The sequence below is a fragment of the Chryseoglobus sp. 28M-23 genome, from assembly GCF_014789785.1.
Classification (GTDB): Bacteria; Actinomycetota; Actinomycetes; order Actinomycetales; family Microbacteriaceae; genus Microcella; species Microcella indica.
This window is the reverse complement of record NZ_CP061846.1, coordinates 1,230,988-1,251,513: the sequence shown is the minus strand read 5'-3', so window position 1 is coordinate 1,251,513 and position 20,526 is coordinate 1,230,988. Positions and strand designations below refer to the sequence as shown.

Below are 20,526 nucleotides of genomic sequence, written 5' to 3'. Positions count from 1 at the left end.
TTCTTAAAGGACGTCGAACGGTGTCAGTCTAGCGCGGCTACCCCCACCGCTTGAGCAGGGCGCGCTCGCCGATGCCGATGAGCGCGTCGGTCGTCTTGCCGATCACACCGAGTGCGAGGATCGCGAGGAATAGCCGGTCGTAGCGCAAGTTCCCTTGCGACTCGATCAGCAGGAAGCCCAGCCCCATCGTGGAGCCAACGAGCTCGGCGGCGACAAGGAAGAGCCACGCCTGCGCAAGCGCGAGCCGCAGTCCCGAGATGATCGCGGGGATCACGGCGGGCAGCTGCACGGTCAGGAGCAAGCGCGATCGCGTATAGCCGTACGCGCGCCCCATCTCGACGAGATGCGGATCCACGTGCCGGAGGGCACCCGCGACCGTCGTGTACACCGGGAACAGTGCGCCGATGGCCACGAGGGTCACCTTCGAGTCCTCCCCGAACCCCAGGTACAGGATGAGGAGCGGGACCCACGCAAGCGAGGGAACGGCTCTGACCGCTCCCACCGTCGGCGCGAGCACGCCATCGGCAAATCGGGAGAGGCCGACGATCGCCCCGATAACGAGCCCCGCGGCGGCGCCGATCGCAAAGCCGAGGAGGACTCGCTGGACAGAGATTGCGATGTGCATCCCCAGAAGCCCGCGCTCCCACAGGTCGATCCCCGCCAGGATGACCGCGTCGGGACTGGGGAGTTTGTGCGCCGGCACCCAGCCGAAGGCGGTAGCGGCGTACCAGAGGGCGATGAGCAGGATCGGTAGGGCACCACCCAGGGCGATGCGCGTGACGGAACGGCGTCGGCCCGCCCTCGCCTCGCGCTGGCGGGGTCCGTCGTCAAGAGGCGCGGCGAGCGCGCCGCGGTCAGCGGCGCGCTCGCTCGGGACGATCGAGGCGGACATCGCCGCTACTGGCCGACGCGACTCGGGTCGGCGCTGTCGGCAAAGCGGGGCTCGAAGAGTGACGCGAGCGCCTCGTCCACGAGGTCCTGGTTGGCGATATCGCCGTTGGCGACCTGGATAGGGCCGACCGCCTCGAGGACCGTGCGCTGCGCGTCCCCGGGCGCCGGGTCGAGATCGATCGTCGTACGCTCGAGCAGCACGACCTCGGCGATGGCGAGCTCGATGCCCGAGACCTCGGCGAGGAGCGCTGCCGTCTCATCAGGGTTGTCGAGCGCCCACTGGCGAGCACGCTCATAGGCGTCAACGACCAGCTGGGCTAGGTCGGGGCTCTGCTCGAGGAACTCCTCGGTCGCGTTGAGGAAGCCGTAGGTATTGAAGTCCACGTTGCGGTACACGAGGCGAGTGTCGTTGTCGGCCTCCGTCGTCGCCATCATCGGGTCGAGACCCGACCACGCGTCGACGCTGCCGTTGACGAGTGCAGCGCCACCGTCAGCGTGCTGGAGGTTCTGGATTTCCACCTCGCTCGGGTCGACTCCCGCCTCGTCGAGCGCCTGGAGGAGGAAGAAGTAGGGGTCGGTGCCGATCGTGACCGCCACCGTCGCGCCCCGCAAGTCCTCGACAGACTCGATGCCGGAGTCCGCGCCCACGACGAGGGCGCTCCACTCGGGCTGCGTGTAGATGTCGATGGTCTTGATGGGCGAACCGTTGGCGCGAGCGAGCAGGGCCGCCGAGCCCGCGGTGGACCCGACGTCGAGCGCGCCTGCGAGCAGGCCTTCGTTCGCCTTGTTGGAGCCGAGCGACTGCGTCCACGTGACGTCGACGTCGTCTCCAACCGCCTTTTCGATCCAGCCTTGCTCGCGAATGATGAGGCTGAGCGGGTTGTAGGTCGCGAAGTCGAGGGACAGCGTGTCGGCGGACCACGCGCCCGAGGCGGTAGTCGCGTCGTCGTCCGTGAGGTTCGAGCCTTCGCCGGCGACACAGCCGGTCATGGCCATCGCTGTCGCGGCGAGTGTCGCGGTGAGCACGGTCAGTGAGCGGCGGGATGTCATGATGGCCTTTCGAGATGGGTCGTGCGGGTGGATGGGATGGTGCGGCTGGGGAGAACGGCGACGTCCTAGTTGTTCGAGTGATGGCTGGGAACGCCGAGCCCGTCGAGCAGCTCGGCTCGCAACTCACCGAGCTCGGAGTCCGCGCGGTCGCGCGGCCTGCGACCGGGAACAGTGATGACGCGACGGATCGTCGCGCCGGGCAGATCCGGCTCCGAGCCGAGGAGGACCACGCGGTCGGCAAGAATAAGCGCCTCATCGACGTCATGGGTCACGAAGACGATGGTTGTCGGCTCGGCGGCGTGGATGTCGACAAGGAGATCCTGCATGGAGAGGCGCGTGAGCGCGTCGAGGGCGCCGAAGGGCTCGTCGAGCAACAACACGCCCGGGCCACGAGCGAGGGCTCGAGCGAGCGACACGCGCTGAGCCATGCCACCCGAGATCTCTCGGGGGCGCTGGTCCCGCGCGTGTGAAAGGTGGACGAGCTCGAGCAGTTCCTCGACGCGCTCCGCACCGCGCGCGCGGTCGAGGCCGCGTGCCAGACCGAGCTGCACGTTTCGCGCTGCCGTGCGCCACGGCAGGAGCCGGGGCTCCTGGAACGCCACGGCGCAGCGCTGATCGGCAGGCGCGATCTGGCGGTCGTCGATGGTGATCGAGCCGGCCGTCGGTGTGTCGAGCCCGCTGATCTGGCGAAGCAGAGTCGACTTGCCGCACCCCGAGGGGCCGATGAGCGCCACGATCTCCCCGGCGGTGATTTCGAGGTCGACATCGCGCAGTACCGTCGTCGGGAGCTCCTTGCGCCCCGAGCCGAAGCTGCGTCCGACACCGCGCAAGGAGACCGGCAGCGCCGGGCTCTCGAGCGTGGTCGTGCGCTGGCTGAGTGACACGTCGCAACCGTACGAGGTGCTCGCGCCCCGCCCCAAACGGCGACGACACAGTCCGACACGGAGTGCAACAGAACGTCACACAGGGCCGCGGCCCGCTCGGGTGACCCTAGACGAGCGCCTTCGCGCTCGCGATGGGCACTCCCGAGATCACGCGGTGCCGCACCGCGCCCGAGATCTGGTCGACGATGACGGTCACGACGATGATGACGGTGAGGGTGATGCCGATGCGCTCCCAGTCGCGGCGCTCGAAGACCTGCGCGAGGAGGGATCCCACTCCCCCGGCCCCGAGGATGCCGAGGATGGCGCTCGCGCGGATGTTGATCTCGAACCGGTACAGCCAGAACGCGATGACTTCGGGCAGAATCTGCGGAGTCACAGCCCAGCGCAGAGTCTGCAGGGTGCTGGCCCCCGCCGACATCGTCGCCTCCCCCGGCCCCGTCGGCACGGCCTCGATCGCCTCGCTCGTGAGCTTGCCGAGCGTGCCGATAGACCCGACGCCGATGGCGAGGGCGCCGGCGAGCGGACCGAGACCGAAGATTGGCAGCATGATCGCGATCGCGAAGACGAGCTCCGGTACCGCGCGGATGATGTTGAGCATCTGCCGCGTGACGATGACGACTCCGCGGGGCGAGACGTTCGAGGCGGCGAGGAATCCGATGGGGAACGAGAAGGTCGCGCCGATGACAGTACCGATCCAGGCGATCTGCAGCGACTCGAACATGAGAAGGATCGCGTCGTTCCAGTACTGGCTGTATGGCTCGCTGAACGGGTTCTGCACGACGCCCTGCACCATGAGCCCGCCGTAGTTGAGGGAGAGCGCAGGCGCCTCGAGCAGCCTGGCCCAGTTCGCATCGACGAGGACGAGGCACACGATGACGAGCACGAGCACGCCGAGCTGGGTGAGCGTGTAGCGCAAGCGGCTGGGCGCGCTGGGGCGCGGCGGGGCGCCGCGGCGGGGCCGATCCGATGGCGTGGTCGGGGCGCTCATGTGAGCCTCCGTCGGAGCGATTGGGAAAGCAGGTCGATGGCGAAGACCACGACGATGAGCAGCACGACGATCGCGGAGACGTTCGAGTAGTTGAACCGCGCGAACTCCACGCTGATCGACGAGCCGATACCACCACCGCCGACGATGCCGATGACGACGGAGGCGCGGATGTTGAGTTCGAACACGTAGAGGCAGTACGAGAGGTAGTTGGGCAGGATCATCGGCACCACGGCGAACCGCGCACGCTGCAACGCCGATGCCCCCGTCGCATCGGCGGCTTCCAGCGGCCCGCGGTCGACGGCGTCGATCGTCTCGGAGGTCAGCTTCGCGATGATGCCGATGTTGAACATGATGAGCGCGAGGATGCCGGCGAGCGAGCCCGCGCCCACGAGGGCGAAGAAGAGCAGGCCGTAGCCGACATCGGGCAGCGAGCGCACGACGGAGAGGAAGAGCTTCGCGGCGCGGTAGAGGACAGGGTTCGCCGTCGTCACGCGCGACGCGAGCAGGGACATCCCCAGGCCGACGGCGCACCCGACGAGCGTCGCAATCACCGCGATCGAGAGGGTCTCGATGAACGGGCCGATCGTGCGGCCGATGTACGCCCAATTGGGCGCGAGGAACTCCTGGATGATGAACCAACCGCGACCGATGTCGGTCCAGAGCGGCCGCAGGTCGAACTCGATGCCGATGCCCGCCCACACTGTGATCGCGACAACGGCTGCGAGGCCGATGTAGGTGCCGAGCCGGGGTCGTGGTCGGGGCGGGCGAACGGTCGCCGTGCGGTGAGCCGTCGTGGTCGTCACGCGGGCGTCGCCTTGCGTGACTCCTCGACGTCGAGGTCCGCTGCGGCCTGAGCCTGCAGGGCGTCCTCCTCCGCCTGCTCCTCCTCGGAGAGCACGTCGTCCGCGGTGAGCGAGCGCCCGTAGATCTGCTCGAACACAGCGTCATCCGCCTCGGCAGGAGGGCCGTCGAAGACGACTCGACCCTCGCGCATGCCGATGATGCGGTCCGCATAGCGGCGAGCGAGATCGAGGAAGTGCAGGTTGACGATCGTCGTGATGCCGAGCTCGTCGTTGATGCGCTCGAGGTCGCGCATGACCATGTGCGCCGTCGGCGGATCGAGGGAGGCGACGGGCTCGTCGGCGAGGATCACCGTCGGGTCCTGTGCGAGAACGCGGGCGATGGCAACCCGCTGCTGCTGGCCGCCGGAGAGCTGGGACGCGCGCACGTAGGCCTTCTCGACGATGCCGACGCGTTCGAGGGCCTCGAACGCCTTCTCCTTGTCGGCCTGCCGGAAGAGCCCGAAGAGGGAGAGCAGGAGGGGCGTGGCGTGCAGGCGACCCACGAGCACGTTCTGCAGCACCGAGATGCGCCCGACCAGGTTGAACGACTGGAAGATGATCCCGATGCGCGATCGCAGTCGCCGCAGCTGCGCGGGCTTCGCACCGTCCACGTGGACGTTGTCGACGAGGAGCTCGCCGCCCGTCACCGGTACGAGGCCGTTGATCGACCGCACGAGGGTCGACTTCCCGGCGCCGGAGAGACCGACGACGACGACGAACTCTCCGGGCGCGATGTCGAGAGTCACGCCGTCGAGGCCCACGGTGCCGGTCGGATAGGTGACGGTGACGTCACGGAAGGAGATCACGGGACTGCTTTCGTCGGAGCTGGTGAGGCTCAAGCTGATGCACGAGGGGGCCGAGGCACAGCCCCGACCCCCTCGACGGTACTACTCGCCGAAGTTGGCCTCGACCTGACGCGCTGCGTCGAGGGCGTCGAGGTCGGCGGGCACGAGACCCTCGATGCTGTAGACCGCGTCGAGGGCGGCGAGGCCCTCCTCGCTGTCTGCGATCGCGAGGAACGCCTCCGTGATGGCGTCCTTCAGGTCCTGCGGAAGGTCACCCGCGACGGCGACGCCGTCGTTCGGGATCGCCGTCGACCAGGCGAACACGACGACGTCCTCACCGACGGTGGGCAGCTCCTCGACCACGTTGCCGCGGGCGTCATTGAAGCTCACGCCGACGGTCGCGTCGCCGCGGGCGACGGAGAGCACCGAGTTCGGGTGACCACCGGCGAAGAACGAGCCGCTCAGAGCGAAGGGGTCGAGACCGGCCTCCTCGAGCTGGGTGGCCGGGTAGTAGTAGCCCGAGGCCGAACCCTCGTCGACAAACGAGATGGCCTCGTCCTGCTCGATGAGTGCGAGGGCGCTCTCGCCCACGGGGCCGCTCTCGGCGTCGAGCACGCCGTTGCAGAACGCGAAGCCGTCCTCGTCGACCACGACCTCCGTCTCGCAGAAGCGGTCGGGGTCGTTGGTGAACCACTGCGTGACGTAGGTGCTCGAGCCGAAGCGCACCGACTGCAGAATCGGCTCAGCACCGGCCTGGTCGGCAGCCTGGACGAGCGCGATGGGCCCGAACATGCCGATCGCGGCCTGGCCCGACTGCATCGCCACCACGAGGGCGTTATAGCTGTCGGTGACCTCGGCGCGCACGGTGATGCCGAGCTCCTCGCTCAGAAGGTCACCGAGAACCTCGGCATCGAGCACGAGCTGGTCGACCTCCTGCGAGGGGACGAGTCCGAGGACGATCTCTTCGGGCCACTCGGTCGCGGCGCCGTCATCAGTGGGCTCCTCCGCCGTGGGCGCGCAGGCGGCGAGGCCGAGTGCGAGGGCCGAGGCGGCGGCGATCGCGCCCCAGCGGCGGTTCATGGTCTTCACAATGGACTCCTCATAGGTATGTGTATGCAGTGCGCGGCGGCCCCCGCATGAGGGCGACCACCCTTAGACCGTATTCCGCCGACGGCGCCCCGACCTAGTGCTGTCGCGTTGCGGCGCGGGAATTTACGTGCTGTTCACGCGGTGGTCGGCGATGCAGTGCGCCAATGAGCAAGATCCCCGTAGAGGGTCTCGATGAGCGCCGAGCGAAACGTCGGCCGGGCATCCGGTTGACCATGGCGCTCGATGAGCGCCGTAGCGCCACGGTCCGCGATGGGCTCGAGGTCGTTGCGCCAGATGTCACCGACCGAGAGGACGCGCGGCCAGCGCGCCGTGTCGAGCTCAGCGCCCTCCGCGGTCAGAGCCCGCAGCCCGTCGGGTTTGCGTGCGTCTCCGATGACGCGCTCGAGGTGCGGTGCGAGGCCGAGCGCGTGCACGAGCCGTTCTGTGCCCTCGCGAGGCGCGTTCGTCACGAGCACGCGGTCCCAGTGGCGGAAACCGCCCAGGAAGTCGGTGATGCCGGGCGGGATGCTCACCTCAAGATCCCCGGAGTCGAGGGCCGCGCGCGATCGCACGTAGGCCTCGCCCAGCTCCTGCTCCCCGAGGCCGCGCTCGCGCGCCCACTGCGCGACGGCGCCGTAACCGTCGGCGTTCCCCGCGAAGGGGCCGTCCGATGCCCCGTCGAGGAACGCCCCGAGCGGTTCGAGGATGCTCCGCTCAGCGTGCCCGAGAGCACGCGCCACTTCTGTCGCGTACGCGATCACGGGCGCATCCCCCAGGCACAGAGTGCCGTCGAAGTCGAGGATGAGGAGCCCGTCGCTCACGCTCGGACGGCCTCCGCGACGGCACCCAGGACCCCGTTCACGAAGGAGGCGGACTCCTCCGTCGAGAGCACGGTGGCGAATTCGAGGGCCTCAGCGATCACCACGGCGGTCGGCACCTCGGGGTTGTGGCGCAGCTCCCAGGCTGCCAGTCGCAGGATGGCTCGGTCGACGACGGGCATGCGGGCGAGCGTCCATCCGACAGCGCGCCCCTCGAGCTCGGCGTCGAGCTCGCGCTGGTGCTCGATGACGCCGCGGACGATCTGCTCGGCGTATGGCCAGCTCGACGCGCGCTGCGGCTGCGCGACCGCACGCCGCGCCTCCTCGCCGAGAACCTCCTGCAGCGGAACCTGCCGCACATCGGCGACGTACAGCATGTCCAGGGCGCGCTTGCGCGCCTTGGTGCGTGCTCCCATGTCTCTACTCGTTCACGCGGCCGAGGTAGTCGCCCGAGCGCGTGTCGACCTTGACCTTCGTGCCGGTCTCGAGGAAGAGCGGCACCTGAATCTCGTAGCCGGTCTCGAGCGTCGCCGGCTTGGTGCCTCCCGTCGAGCGGTCGCCCTGCAGTCCCGGCTCCGTGTAGGTGACTTCGAGCACGACCGATGCGGGCAGATCGAGATAGAGGGGCAGGCCGTCGTGCATGGCGATCGTCACCTGCTGGTTCTCGAGCATGAAGTTCGCGGCGTCCCCCACGACGGAGCCGGGCACCGTCACCTGGTCGTAGTCCGTCGTGTCCATGAAGACGAAGTCGGCACCGTCCTGGTACAGGTACTGGTAGTCGCGACGATCGACGTTCGCGAAGTCGATCTTCGTGCCGGCGTTGAAGGTCTTGTCGACGACCTTCCCGCTCGTCACGTTCTTGAGCTTGGTGCGCACGAAGGCGCCACCCTTGCCGGGCTTCACATGCTGAAACTCGATGACGGCCCAGAGCTGACCGTCGAGGTTGAGCACACTGCCGTTCTTGATGTCGTTGGTGGTCGCCATGAGGCCGTCACAATCCGTTCCGTGGGTCACGAGCGGCGCATCAGGGGTGCGTGCGCCGCCGAGCGAGTCTAGTGCGCGGCTAGGAGGAGCGCAGAATCGCGTCGAGAGCGAGCTGGTACGACTGCGCGCCGAAACCCGCGATCACGCCCGTCGCGACAGCGCTCACGACGCTCGTGTGCCGGAACTCCTCCCTGGCATGCGGATTCGACAGGTGCACCTCGATGACGGGAACACCCGTCTCGGTCACAAGGGCGACAGCATCCCGCAGCGCGTAGGAGTAGTGCGTGAAGGCCGCGGGGTTGAGGATGACGGGAGTGCGCGCATCGACGGCCTCGTGCAGCCAGCCGATGAGAGCCGCCTCGTCGTTGGTCTGGCGGAGGTCGATCTCGACGGCGCCCGCGTGCGACGCGAGCTGCGCCCGCACGTCCTCCAGAGTGGCTGTGCCGTAGATCTCGGGCTCGCGCGTGCCGAGCCGGTTGAGGTTGGGCCCGTTGAGGACGAGCACGCGGTCGAACGTCATGCCTCCAGCCTACCGAGCGACTACTCGCCGACCTCCTGGTACGCGGCGAAGAGCATCGATTCGTCAGTGCCGTTGAGAACACGCGGTCGGGCGATGTCGTCGAGCACGATGAAACGCAGCATGCCCGCTCGCGCCTTCTTGTCGCGCTGCATGGTGGCCAGGAGCGTCTTCCAGCGCCCGAGCGGATAGCCCGTCGGCAGCGTGAGCGACGCCAGGATGCGGCGATGCCGGTCGACTGCCTCCGCGCTCAGGGAGCCGGCCAGGTGCGCGAGCTCGGCGACGTACACCATGCCGATCGCGATCGCCGCTCCATGGCGCCACCGGTAGCGTTCGGCATGCTCGATCGCGTGGCCCAGTGTGTGGCCGTAGTTGAGGATCTCGCGCTGACCCTGCTCCGTGAAGTCCTCGCTCACGATCCGCGCCTTCACGGTGATCGCCCGCTCCACGAGCTCCCGGAAGACGTCGCTGCTCGGGTCGGTCGCGACGGTCACGTCGGCCTCCAGGAGGTCGAGGATCACCGGGTCGGCGATGAAGCCGCACTTCGCCACCTCGGCGAAGCCCGCGAGGATCTCGTTCTGCGGCAGGGTGCCGAGGAGGTCGAGGTCGGCGAGCACCACGCGCGGCGCGTAGAAGGCGCCCACGAGGTTCTTGCCCTCCGCCGTGTTGATCCCCGTCTTGCCGCCCACGGCGGCATCCACCATTCCCAGCACGGTCGTGGGCACCTGGATGAGCGGCACACCGCGCAGCCAGGTCGCCGCGACGAAGCCCGCGAGGTCTGTGGTCGCTCCGCCGCCGAGCCCGACGACGACGTCGGTGCGGGTGAAATCGGTCTGGCCCATGACCTGCCAGCAGAACGCCGCCACCTCGACCCGTTTGGCGGCCTCCGCGTCGGGAACCTCGGCGAGCAGCACCTCGATACGCCCCGCGAGCGCCTCCCGCAGCCCGTCCGCCACCGCACCGAGGGTGGGGGCGTGCACGATGAGAGCCTTCGCGGCGGTGGGAGGGATCCAGTCGTGCAGCGAGGCGAGCAGGCCACGGCCGACGATCACGTCGTACGCCGACTCTCCGGTCACCGGGATCGCGGTCGAAGCAGTGGTCATGATGGCCCTCCCGGGGACTCGTGAACGGGCAGCGTGCGCACCCAGGTGGCGATCTCGTCCGCGATCTGGCTGAGCGGCCGGCGCGAGGTGTCCCAGCGCACGGTCGCGAGCGATTCGTACACGGGCATCCGCGCCGCGACGAGCTCCGTCCAACGGTCGATTCCTCCCGAGAGCAGCGGTCGCTTGCCGTTGTCGATGCGGGTCGCCACCGCCTCGGGAGAGATGGTGAGCAGCACGACGGGCAGGCCGCGCAGCGCTTCCGCCGTCGCCGGGGTCATGACAGCTCCCCCGCCGAGCGCGACGACCGCGGATTGACCGAGTGCCGCGGAGACCGCCTCCGCCTCCCAGCGGCGGAACGCCGGCTCGCCGTGCTCCGCGAAGATGCCGGGAATCGGGCCGTGCTCGGCTTCGATGAGCGTGTCGGTGTCGAGGAACGGTACGGAGAGGATGCGCGCGACCCGCTTGCCGAGCCGCGTCTTGCCGGCGGCCGGCGGCCCGATGAGCACCGCGAGCGGGGAGAGGCCCTGCGTCGTGACCGCCTCTGACTCGCCCCGCTCAGGCACGACCCTCCGCGACGGCTGTCGTGAGCGTCGCTGGAATCGCCGCGAGGTAGCCCTCGAGATTGCGACGCGTCTCGGTGATCGAGTCTCCGCCGAACTTCTCGGTCACCGCCTCGGCGAGGACGAGCGCCACCATCGCCTCGGCGACGACGCCCGCGGCGGGCACCGCGCACACGTCGGAGCGCTGATGGTGCGCGGGTGCGGCTTCGCCGGTGGCCGTGTCGATCGTGCGCAGGGCGTGCGGCACGGTCGCGATGGGCTTCATGCCCGCTCGAACGCGCAGCACTCCGCCGGTGCTCATGCCGCCCTCGGTGCCTCCCGCGCGGTCGCTCTCGCGGTGGATGACCCCGTTCTCGAGCACGAGCTCGTCGTGCGCGGCGGACCCGGGCCGGCGCGTCGACTCGAAGCCGTCCCCGACCTCGACGCCCTTGATGGCCTGGATGCCCATGAGGGCGCCCGCAAGTCGAGCGTCGAGCCGGCGATCCCAGTGGACGTACGAGCCCAGACCGGGCGGGAGCCCGTACGCCACGACCTCGACGACGCCGCCGAGGGTGTCACCGCTCTTGTGCGCGGCGTCGACCTCCTCGACCATGCGCGCGCTCGTCTCGGCGTGCAGGCAGCGGAGCGGGTCGGCGTCGAGACGCTCGACGTCGTCGGGGTGCGGGAGCGGAGCATCCTCGGGAACCCGCACAGGGCCGATGCTGAGCGTGTGCGCGACGAGCCGGATTCCCAGCTCCGCGAGGAAGGACCGCGCGATCGCCCCGAGCGCGACGCGGGCCGCGGTCTCGCGCGCGCTCGCACGCTCGAGCACCGGGCGCGACTCGTCGAAGCCGTACTTCTGCATGCCGACGAGGTCGGCGTGGCCCGGCCGGGGGCGCGTCAACGGCGCACCGCGCCCGCTCTGCAGATCGGCGGGATCCACCGGGTCGGCGCTCATGACGGTCGTCCACTTGGGCCACTCGGTGTTGCCGATGCGCAGCGCCACGGGGCTCCCCATGCTGAGGCCGTGCCGCACGCCACCGGAGATCGTGAGCTCGTCCTGCTCGAACTTCATGCGCGCGCCGCGACCGTACCCGAGCTTGCGACGCTGCAGATCGGCCTGGATGGCCTCCCGCAGAACGGGCACGCCCGCGGGCAGCCCTTCGAGGACGGCGATCAGTTCGGGGCCGTGGGATTCCCCGGCGGTCAACCAGCGCAGCATGCCCCTAGTCTTTCACGAGCGCGGAGGCCATCGCGGCCTCCACGGTTGCCTCCGCTTCCAGCGGAACCTCGGTCTGGCCGGAGACGAAGAGACGCACCTGCCGGACCGCCTGGTGCAGCAGCATGTCGCGACCGGACGCCACGCGACCGCCCGCAGCGAGCCACTGCGCGGCGAGCGGCCCCGGCCACGGGTGGTAGGTGACGTCGAGGGCGACAGCGTGCTCTCGCGCACTCACGGGCAGCTGCTCGTCGAGGGGCACGCCGTTGGGCAGGGTCCACGCGACGACGTCGGTCTCCTCCACCACGGCGGCCAGGTCGCCGAGCGCGACCGCATCGAACTCGAGCCCGAGCTCCTCGGCCAGAGTGCGGATGCCGCCCGCACGAGCGGCGTCGCGCACCGCCACCGTGATGCCCCGCACGCCGAGCGCATCGAGTGCGACGACGACCGACCGCGCCGTGGCACCGGCTCCGACGAGCACAGCATGCTCGGCTGAGCTCAGTCCGGCCCCGCGCAACGAGCGCTCGACTCCGACCACATCCGTGTTGCGCACGATGCGCCGACCGTCGTCGGCGAGCAGCAGCGTGTTGGCGGCGCCCGTCAGCTCAACATCGCGGTCGCGGTGGTCGCCGAGGCGCGCGAGCTCTTCCTTGAGCGGCATCGTGGCCGAGATGCCCCGCCAGGACCGATCGAGGCCGTCGAGGTAGCCGGCCAGCTCGTGCTCACGGACGTCCGTCCGGCCGTACGCCCACTGAAGGCCGAGCGCCTGGTACGCCGCGGCGTGCATGACCGGCGACAGGGAGTGCGCGACGGGATGGCCGAGCACCGCGAGCCTGCGCTCACTCACAGTAGACGGCGTTCTCCTCGCTCGCACGGCACCAGGCGCGCAGCTCAGCAACGCCCACTTCGTGCTCCGCGAGAGTCTCCGAGAACTTCGTCTCCCCCGTCGCGAGGTTGATCGTGACGAAGTAGAACCAGTCGCCCTCCGCCGGGTTCAGGGCCGCGTCGATGGCGACGTCCCCCGGTGCAGCGATGGGTCCGATCGGGAGCCCCGGGTTGGCGTAGGTGTTGTACGGGTTCTCCGCACCGAGGGCATCGCCGCTCGACCACACCGACCCGGTCTCACCCGCACCGTACTGCGTGGCCGAGTCGAACTGCAGCAGGGCATCTTCGGCGAGGCGGTTCTCGATCACCCGCGCAACGCGGTAGAAGTCGTCGGCGAGCCGCGCCTCGCGCTGGATGAGCGAGGCCTTCGTGAGCACGGTGTGGCGGTCCTCCTCCGCGACACCTGCCGCATCGAGCCGGGCGAACATCTCGTCGACCAGGGTGCGGATGTGGTCTTCGGCCGTCGTACCCGGCTCGAACCGGTAGGTGGCCGGGAACAGGTAGCCCTCGATATTGGGCGCAACCTCCGGGATGCCGTAGATCGACGGGTCGACGATGGCCGCCTCGTACTCCTCGAGCGCGATGCCCGTGCCGGCCGAGAGCGCCTCGATGACCTCGCCGGCGCGCAGGCCCTCGCGCACGGTCGCGCTCAACTCCACCTTGTTCTCGGGGTCGAGCAGGGCATCCAGCGCCGATTGCGCCGACATCTCCTCCTGCAATCGGTAGGTTCCCGGAATGAAGGAGATGGAGGGGTCGGCGAGAAGGAGATCGTAGAACGCGTCGAAGGTCATCGTGACGCCCTGCTCGGTGAGCGACTCGGCGACATCGGCGCCGATCTCGCCGCTGTAGATGGTCACGAGCACCTCGGTGCCGTTGCCGGCGCCCTCGTAGTCGTTGGGCAGCTCCCAGCCCAGCGCCTCGCGCACCTGGGTCTCGTAGTTCGTCCAGACGTACCACGCGCCGCCCGCCGCGCCGCCGAGGATCAGCACGATCACGATGCCGAGCACCCAGGGCCAGCGGCGCCTGCGGGAACCCGAGGTGCGCTCCTTCGGAGCTCGTCCGGCGCGGGGACGCTCTCGAGCATCCCGCGCGGCTCGGCGCGACAGAGGAGCCGGGGCGCCCTCGGTGGCGACCGGGCCGGTGGGCTCGCCGCGGCGCTGATCAGGCGCCGCGCTCTCCTGAGCCGGGCGGAAGATTGCGTCCCAGTTGTCGTCGTTCTCGCTCACGATGAGGGGTGTCCTTCGTCCGGGTCGACGAGTTCGCCGGGCGGGCTGCCGCTGGCGCGCTCGTGGTCGAGGGCGTGCTGGAGCAGGATAACAGCGGCCACCTGGTCGACGACGGCGCGCGACGTGCGAGAGGTGCGGCCCGCCTCGCGCAGGGACCGTGCGGCCGTCACCGTGGTGAGGCGCTCATCGACAAGTCGCACGGCGATCCCGAGCGCGCGCGCGAGCTCGAGCGCCACCTCCCGGGAATCCGCGGTGGACGCCGTCTCGGCACCGCTCAGGGAGAGCGGAAGGCCCACCACCAGCTCGGTCGCCCCCGTCTCGTCGATGATGCGCCGGATGCCCGCACCGTAGTCGCCGCGGCGCGCGAGCGTCTCGACCGGTGTCGCGAGCATGCCGTGCAGGTCGCTGCGCGCGATGCCGATGCGCGCGCGCCCCACGTCGACGCCGAGTCGCACGCCGCTGCGCATGCTCAGGCGCGCAGCTCGCGCACGACGGCGTCGAGTGCCGCACCGATGGCCGAGGGGTCGGAGCCGCCCCCCTGGGCGAGGTCGTCCTTGCCGCCACCGCCGCCGCCGAGCACCCCCGAGGCCACCCGGGCCAGCTGACCCGCTTTCGCGCCGGCCTCTCGCGCCGACGGCGTCGTGGCCACGATCACGGTCGCCTTGCCGCCGACCTCGGCCGCGAGCGCGACCACCGCCGCGGAATCGGCGAGTCGTGCCCGCACACTCGTCGCGAGCGTGCGCACGTCGTCGGCCGCGCCGACCGAGCCGAGGTTCTCGACGACCGCGGTGACGGAGCCCACGGGTGCCGCCGAGGCGACGAGAGCGGGGACCCGCTCGCTCAACCGGCTCGCCTCGATCTGCGCGATGCGCTTCTCGGCCGCCTTGAGCTGAGCCGTGAGCTCCGTGATGCGCTCGGGCAGCTGCTCCTTCGGCGTCTTGAGACTGCTCGTCAGCTGCGCGACGATCGCGCGCTCGGTCGCGAACTCGCGGAACGCGTCGAGACCGACGAGCGCCTCGACGCGCCGATTGCTCGACCCGACCGAGGACTCGCTCACGAGACTGATCATGCCGATCTCGGCCGAGCTCGCGACGTGCGTACCCGCGCACAGCTCGCGCGACCACGGGCCGCCGATGTCGACGACCCGCACGCGATCGCCGTACTTCTCGCCGAACAGCGCCATCGCTCCGAGCGACTTCGCCTCGTCGAGCCCCATGACGCGGGTCTCGACGGGAAGGTTGTCGCGCACGGCGATGTTGCTGATCTCCTCGAGCTCGCTGCGCGTCGCGGCGCTCAGCGCCTGGTTCCAGCTGAAGTCGAGCCGCATGTAGCCGGCCTTGTTGTAGGAGCCGGACTGGTGGGCGTCGTCGCCCAGGGTCTGCCGAAGGGCGGCGTGGATCACGTGCGTCGCCGAGTGCGCCTGGGTCGCGGCACGACGCCACTGCGGGTCGACGTGCGTGGTCGCGGCGTGCCCCACCTGCACCTCGCCGCTGCGCACGTGCACGCGGTGGCTCACGAGCCCCGCGATGGGGCGCTGCACGTCGAGCACCTCAAGCTCGTAGCCGGGGCCGACGATCGACCCGGCGTCGGACTCCTGGCCGCCGGACTCCGCGTAGAGGGTCGTCTCGGCGAGGATGATCTCGGCGTGATCCCCCGCGTGGGCGACGGGCACGCTGCGACCGTCGACGATGACCCCGAGCACGGTCGTCTCGGTGTCGAGCTGGTCGTAGCCGAGGAACTGCGTCTCGCCGTGCGCGCGGAACTCGCCGTACACCGAGACGTCGGCGAGCACGGACTTCTTCGACTTGGCGTCGGCCTTGGCGCGCGAGCGCTGCTCGCTCATGAGCCGGTCGAAGGCTGCACGGTCGACGGAGAGCCCGGCCTCCTCCGCCATCTCGAGCGTGAGGTCGATGGGGAACCCGAAGGTGTCGTGCAGCTGGAACGCCGTGTCGCCGGCGAGCACTCCCCCGCCGGCCTTCGCGGTGCGGTCGACAGCGAGGTCGAGGATGCTCGTCCCGGCTGCGAGCGTGCGCAGGAAGGCCTCCTCCTCCCCGAGGGCGAGGCGCGAGACGCGGTCGTAGTTCTCCGCGACGTCCGGGTACGCGGTGCTCATCGCGTCGCGCGAGGCGCCGAAGAGCACCTCGACGCTCGGCGCGTCGACGCCGAGGAGGCGCATGGCGCGAATGCTGCGGCGCATGAGCCTGCGCAGGATGTACCCGCGGCCCTCGTTGCCGGGGGCCACGCCGTCCGTCATGAGCATGAGCGAGGAGCGCACGTGGTCGGCGATGACGCGCATGCGCACGTCGTCCTCCGGGTCGGCCCCGTAGCGGCGACCGGAGAGGCCCGCGGCCGCGTCGAGCACGGGGCGCACCTGATCGATCTCGTACATGTTCTCGACACCCTGCTTGAGGAACGCGACGCGCTCCATGCCCATGCCGGTGTCGATGTTCTTGTTCGGCAGCTCGCCGAGGATGCGGAACTCGGTCTTCGACGTCACCTGGTCGATCGCGTACTGCATGAACACGAGGTTCCAGATCTCGATGTACCGGGTGTCGTCCACGGCGGGGCCGCCCTCGGGGCCGTAGGCCGGGCCTCGGTCGAAGTAGATCTCCGAGCACGGGCCGGCCGGGCCGGGCTGGCCGGTCGACCAGTAGTTGTCTTCCTTGCCCATGTTCTGGATGCGCTCGTCGGGCAGACCGGCGATGCTCTTCCAGAGTCGTCGCGCCTCGTCATCCTCCTCGTACACGGTGACCCAGAGGTCCTTCTCCGCGAACCCGAGACCGCCCTCCGACTCGGGCAGCGTCAAGAGCTCCCAGGCGTACTCGATCGCACCGGCCTTGAAGTAGTCGCCGAACGAGAAGTTGCCGTTCATCTGGAAGAACGTGCCGTGGCGGGTGGTCTTGCCGACCTCCTCGATGTCGTTCGTCCTGATGCACTTCTGCACGCTCGTCGCGCGCGGGTACGGTGCCGGCACGACTCCCGTGAGGTACGGAATGAACGGCACCATCCCCGCGATCGTGAACATGACCGTCGGGTCGTCCGCGATGAGCGAGGCGGAGGGCACGACCGTGTGACCGCGGCTTCCGAAGAAGTCGAGCCACCGGCGCTGGATGTCGGCGGTCTGCATGGGGGTTCCTGAATCTCGGGTGGCGGGGCTGTCGGGCCCCACCCGACGACGAGGGGCGTGCTACTTGAGGCGGTTCGTGAGGTCGGCGATCGTGTCCTCTGCCTCGGCCACCGCGGCGCGCAGTTCAGCCTCGCGCTGCTTGTAGCCCTCGACGACGGCCGAGCCGAACTCGCGAGCCTTCTCATCGACGTCGTCGAAGAACTGCTTGCCCTGAGGAGTCTTGGAGACCTGGTGGGCGGCGACGAAACCGACGGCAGCGCCGACGATGAGCCAGACGATGTTCTTCATGGGGTTCTCCCTCAATCGGTGGTGCGGGTCAGTAGTGCGGTCGCGGGCTCTCCCGCGCGCGGGCAGACCCCAGCCTAGCGGGGCCGGGAGACGAGGAACGGGGGCCTGGCATGCGCCGAGCCCCCGTTCAGGACGTGCTGTGGTGCCCTTAGCGGGCGGCGTAGTATTCGACGACGAGCTGGACCTCGCACGTCACGGGAACCTCGGCACGCTTGGGGCGGCGCACAAGGCGCGCCTGCAGCTTGTCGAGCTCGACCTCGAGGTAGCCGGGAACCTTGGGAAGCACGTCGACGTGACCGCCGGCCGCGGCGACCTGGAACGGCTCCATGCCCTCGCTGCGAGCCTTGACGTGGATGAGCTGACCCGGCTTCACGCGGAACGACGGGCGGTCGACGTGCTGGCCGTCGACGAGGATGTGGCGGTGCACGACCATCTGGCGGGCCTGCGCGGTGGTGCGGGCGAAGCCTGCACGCAGCACGAGCGCGTCGAGACGCATCTCCAGCAGCTCGACGAGGTTCTCACCCGTCAGGCCTGCGGAGCGGCGCGCCTCGTTGAACGCGATCTTGAGCTGGGCCTCGCGAATGCCGTACTGGGCGCGCAGGCGCTGCTTCTCGCGCAGACGGACGGCGTAGTCGCTGTCGGCCTTGCGCTTGGTGCGGCCGTGCTCACCGGGAGCGTACGGGCGCTTCTCGAGGTACTTGGCGGCCTTCGGGGTGAGGGCGATGCCGAGTGCGCGAGAGAGGCGGGTCTTGCTGCGAGTGCGTGACTTGGTAGACACGGTGTCCTTCCATGGGCGTGGCCGAGAATTTCAGCGGCTCACGGGCGTACACCGCTCCGTCCGGTCCGAACGCACGCCGAGGCGATCCGGTGGAGGCTACGAGGGAGGGTGTGCCCATATCTGACGGGCCGAGCAAGCTTAGCAGAGCGACGGGCGTGGAGCGCTCACTCCTGGCGCTTCTCGCCGCGCACGATGGCCCGCAGCTTCGCGAGCCGCGCGGAGACCTCGCGCTCGTGCCCCCGCTCCGTCGGCCGGTAGTACTCGCGCCCCACGAGCGGGTCAGGCAGATGCTGCTGCTCGGCGACGCCCACCGGTTCGTCGTGGGGGTACACGTAGCCCTTGCCGTGGCCGAGCCGCTTCGCACCCGGGTAGTGCGCATCGCGCAACGGTGCGGGCACGCGACCGATCCCGCCCGCCCGCACGTCGGCGATCGCCTCGTCGAGCGCCCGATAGGCGGCGTTCGACTTGGGTGCGGTGGCGAGGTAGACGACGGCCTCGGCGAGCGGGATGCGCCCTTCCGGCATGCCGATGAGCTGCACTGCCTGCGCGGCTGCGACGGCGAGGGGCAGCGCCTGCGGGTCGGCGATGCCGATGTCCTCCGCCGCCGAGATGATGACGCGCCGCGCGATGAACCGCGGGTCCTCCCCCGCCTCGATCATGCGCGCGAGATAGTGCAGCGCGGCGTCCGGGTCGCTGCCCCGAATCGACTTGATGAAAGCGCTGATGACGTCGTAGTGCTCGTCGCCCTGCTTGTCGTACCGCAGCAGTGCCCGGTCGACCGCCTGCGCGACGATGTCAGCGGTGATCACGGGATGCCCGTCCCGAGCGCTCTGCTCCGAAGCGCCGTCGTGCGCTCCTGCGGACTGCGCGGCCGCCTCCAGCGCGGTCAGGGCGCGCCGGGCATCCCCCGAGGCGAGGCGCACGAGCGTCTCGCGCGCGGCGGGCTCGAGCACGACCCGGCCGCCGAGACCGCGAGGATCGGCGACCGCTCGATCGACGAGCTCGCCCAGGTCGTCGTCGCTGAGCGCGGCGAGCGTGAGCAGCAGGCTACGGCTCAGAAGAGGTGCGATGACCGAGAAAGAGGGGTTCTCCGTCGTCGCGGCGATGAGGATCACCCAGCCGTTCTCCACCCCCGGCAGCAGAGCGTCCTGCTGCGCCTTCGTGAACCGGTGAATCTCGTCGAGGAAGAGAACGGTCGACGACCCGTACAGGTCGCGATCCGACAGTGCGCGCTCCATGACGTCGCGAACATCGCGCACGCCCGCGGTGACCGCAGAGAGTTCGACGAAGCGTCGGCCCGAGCTGCGCGCGATCGCCTGCGCGAGGGTCGTCTTGCCCGTGCCCGGCGGCCCCCACAGGATCACCGAGACGGCACTCGGAGTGCGAGCGGGATCGTCGCTCGCGAGGCTGACGAGGGGCGAGCCTGGAGCGAGGAGGTGCTGCTGACCCGCGACCTCGTCGAGCGAGGTCGGCCTCATGCGCACGGCCAGGGGAACGGCGCTCGAGCCGAGCCCGGGCTGTGCATCCATGGGGCGATGCTATCGGCCCGCCCCGTGAGCGGACTGTCGACGACCGAGGCGGCGCCCGCCCTCGACTAGAGTTCACCTCGGCGCCCTCCCCCGGCGCCCACAGCATCCGCAAGGTGAGGGAGCACAGTGGCAGCCAGCTCGAGCAGAGACCGTCAGGCCCGCGAGAGGCTGCGCCAGTACCAGGCGCGCCAGACCGTCCATGAGGCGAAGACTGCGCGCCGCAAGCGCGACAACCTCGTCGCCGTCATCGGGCTCGTCGTGGTTGCTGCGCTCGCGACGACGGCGCAGCTGGCGTACGTCGCCGGGCCGGGCGCGCCCGAGCCGGTCATCACCCCCACAGCAGAGGCGTCCGCCACCCCGTCCGCAACGCCCGACGCCGCCGCGCCCGCCCCTGAGCTCAGCGAGTTCCGCACCTGGACGGGCTCGCTCACCCTCAACGAGAACATCGAGCTCGGCCTCGAGCTCGACGGCATGGCGGCCCCGCAGGCTGTCGCCTCGTTCGTCTCCCTCGCGCAGACGGAGTTCTTCGCAGGTCTCACCTGCCACCGCCTCACGACAGAGGGCATCTTCGTGCTGCAGTGCGGCGATCCCGCCGGCGACGGCTCGGGAGGGCCCGACTACCGGTTCGGGCCGATCGAGAACGCACCGGAGGACGACGTCTACCCTGAAGGCACCCTCGCGATGGCGCGCCAGGGCGGCGACGGGTCGAGCATGGGCAGCCAGTTCTTCATCGTCTACGAGGACTCGACCATCCCCTCGGATGCCGCCGGTGGATACACGGTGCTCGGCCGCATCACGAGCGGGCTCGACTCGCTCATGACCGGCATCGTCGACGCGGGCGCCGAGGGCGGCGCTCCCGACGGCGCGCCCACCGTTCCGACGACGATCACGAGCATCACGATCCAGTAGCGATGCACCGCGCCGCCTCCGCCACCCGCCGGGCGGCGGGACGCGTGGAATATGCTGAAAAGCCGTGCGACGACC

The 20,526-nt window shown here is 69.9% G+C and carries 22 protein-coding genes; 1 reads left to right on the top strand and 21 read right to left on the bottom strand.

Features of this window, described 5'->3' with window-relative positions:
- Positions 1–37: 37 nt before the first annotated feature.
- From IE160_RS06080 to IE160_RS05980, 21 genes are all read right to left on the bottom strand, one after another.
- Positions 38–892, bottom strand: a complete 855-nt coding sequence (locus IE160_RS06080) for an ABC transporter permease (protein WP_179873776.1) — start codon at positions 890–892, stop codon at positions 38–40.
- Between the two features lie 5 nt (positions 893–897).
- Positions 898–1,941, bottom strand: a complete 1,044-nt coding sequence (locus IE160_RS06075; protein WP_179873775.1) for an aliphatic sulfonate ABC transporter substrate-binding protein — start codon at positions 1,939–1,941, stop codon at positions 898–900.
- A gap of 65 nt (positions 1,942–2,006) precedes the next feature.
- Entirely contained in the window at positions 2,007–2,825 is an 819-nt protein-coding gene (locus IE160_RS06070) for an ABC transporter ATP-binding protein (protein WP_179873774.1), read from the bottom strand.
- Positions 2,826–2,931: 106 nt separating this feature from the next.
- Complete coding sequence (gene phnE / locus IE160_RS06065) at positions 2,932–3,813, bottom strand: phosphonate ABC transporter, permease protein PhnE (RefSeq protein WP_191151920.1); 882 nt, start codon at positions 3,811–3,813, stop codon at positions 2,932–2,934.
- Positions 3,810–4,616 carry a phosphonate ABC transporter, permease protein PhnE gene (phnE, locus tag IE160_RS06060; RefSeq protein ID WP_191151919.1) on the bottom strand — a complete coding sequence of 269 codons (807 nt, stop codon included), beginning with the start codon at positions 4,614–4,616 and terminating at the stop codon, positions 3,810–3,812. Before phnE (IE160_RS06060) ends, phnE (IE160_RS06065) begins: the two co-directional genes overlap by 4 nt.
- On the bottom strand, positions 4,613–5,461 hold the full coding sequence (phnC, locus tag IE160_RS06055) for a phosphonate ABC transporter ATP-binding protein (protein ID WP_191151918.1): 849 nt from the start codon (positions 5,459–5,461) through the stop codon (positions 4,613–4,615). Before phnC ends, phnE (IE160_RS06060) begins: the two co-directional genes overlap by 4 nt.
- 81 nt (positions 5,462–5,542) lie before the next feature.
- Positions 5,543–6,520 carry a phosphate/phosphite/phosphonate ABC transporter substrate-binding protein gene (gene phnD / locus IE160_RS06050; RefSeq protein ID WP_179873899.1) on the bottom strand — a complete coding sequence of 326 codons (978 nt, stop codon included), beginning with the start codon at positions 6,518–6,520 and terminating at the stop codon, positions 5,543–5,545.
- A gap of 143 nt (positions 6,521–6,663) precedes the next feature.
- On the bottom strand, positions 6,664–7,350 hold the full coding sequence (locus tag IE160_RS06045) for an HAD family hydrolase (protein ID WP_179873770.1): 687 nt from the start codon (positions 7,348–7,350) through the stop codon (positions 6,664–6,666).
- Positions 7,347–7,763 (bottom strand): transcription antitermination factor NusB, encoded by a 417-nt coding sequence (nusB, locus tag IE160_RS06040; protein WP_179873769.1) that lies wholly within the window; start codon positions 7,761–7,763, stop codon positions 7,347–7,349. The genes IE160_RS06045 and nusB overlap by 4 nt, the downstream gene beginning before the upstream one ends.
- 4 nt (positions 7,764–7,767) lie before the next feature.
- A complete protein-coding gene (gene efp, locus IE160_RS06035; RefSeq protein WP_179873898.1) occupies positions 7,768–8,331 on the bottom strand; it encodes an elongation factor P in 564 nt (187 codons plus the stop codon).
- 79 nt (positions 8,332–8,410) lie between these two features.
- Complete coding sequence (gene aroQ, locus IE160_RS06030) at positions 8,411–8,851, bottom strand: type II 3-dehydroquinate dehydratase (RefSeq protein WP_179873768.1); 441 nt, start codon at positions 8,849–8,851, stop codon at positions 8,411–8,413.
- A gap of 20 nt (positions 8,852–8,871) precedes the next feature.
- Entirely contained in the window at positions 8,872–9,951 is a 1,080-nt protein-coding gene (gene aroB, locus IE160_RS06025) for a 3-dehydroquinate synthase (RefSeq protein WP_179873767.1), read from the bottom strand.
- Positions 9,948–10,514: a shikimate kinase gene (locus tag IE160_RS06020; RefSeq protein ID WP_224744603.1), complete on the bottom strand. Its 567-nt coding sequence runs from the start codon at positions 10,512–10,514 to the stop codon at positions 9,948–9,950. Before IE160_RS06020 ends, aroB begins: the two co-directional genes overlap by 4 nt.
- Entirely contained in the window at positions 10,507–11,712 is a 1,206-nt protein-coding gene (gene aroC / locus IE160_RS06015; protein ID WP_179873766.1) for a chorismate synthase, read from the bottom strand. The genes IE160_RS06020 and aroC overlap by 8 nt, the downstream gene beginning before the upstream one ends.
- Positions 11,713–11,716: 4 nt before the next feature.
- Positions 11,717–12,556, bottom strand: a complete 840-nt coding sequence (locus IE160_RS06010; RefSeq protein WP_179873765.1) for a shikimate dehydrogenase — start codon at positions 12,554–12,556, stop codon at positions 11,717–11,719.
- Positions 12,549–13,820, bottom strand: a complete 1,272-nt coding sequence (mltG, locus tag IE160_RS06005; RefSeq protein WP_224744602.1) for an endolytic transglycosylase MltG — start codon at positions 13,818–13,820, stop codon at positions 12,549–12,551. Before mltG ends, IE160_RS06010 begins: the two co-directional genes overlap by 8 nt.
- Positions 13,817–14,287, bottom strand: coding sequence for a Holliday junction resolvase RuvX (ruvX, locus tag IE160_RS06000; RefSeq protein WP_179873764.1), 471 nt, complete (start codon positions 14,285–14,287; stop codon positions 13,817–13,819). The genes mltG and ruvX overlap by 4 nt, the downstream gene beginning before the upstream one ends.
- A 2-nt stretch (positions 14,288–14,289) precedes the next feature.
- Positions 14,290–16,947 carry an alanine--tRNA ligase gene (gene alaS, locus IE160_RS05995; RefSeq protein ID WP_191151917.1) on the bottom strand — a complete coding sequence of 886 codons (2,658 nt, stop codon included), beginning with the start codon at positions 16,945–16,947 and terminating at the stop codon, positions 14,290–14,292.
- Between the two features lie 60 nt (positions 16,948–17,007).
- A complete protein-coding gene (locus tag IE160_RS05990; RefSeq protein WP_152582895.1) occupies positions 17,008–17,235 on the bottom strand; it encodes a hypothetical protein in 228 nt (75 codons plus the stop codon).
- Between the two features lie 148 nt (positions 17,236–17,383).
- Positions 17,384–18,013 (bottom strand): 30S ribosomal protein S4, encoded by a 630-nt coding sequence (rpsD, locus tag IE160_RS05985; RefSeq protein WP_191151916.1) that lies wholly within the window; start codon positions 18,011–18,013, stop codon positions 17,384–17,386.
- Between the two features lie 164 nt (positions 18,014–18,177).
- On the bottom strand, positions 18,178–19,542 hold the full coding sequence (locus IE160_RS05980) for a replication-associated recombination protein A (RefSeq protein ID WP_191151915.1): 1,365 nt from the start codon (positions 19,540–19,542) through the stop codon (positions 18,178–18,180).
- A gap of 126 nt (positions 19,543–19,668) precedes the next feature.
- Here IE160_RS05980 and IE160_RS05975 point away from each other — a divergent pair, with 126 nt between their 5' ends.
- Positions 19,669–20,451: a peptidylprolyl isomerase gene (locus IE160_RS05975; protein ID WP_191151914.1), complete on the top strand. Its 783-nt coding sequence runs from the start codon at positions 19,669–19,671 to the stop codon at positions 20,449–20,451.
- The last annotated feature ends 75 nt before the right edge of the window (positions 20,452–20,526 follow it).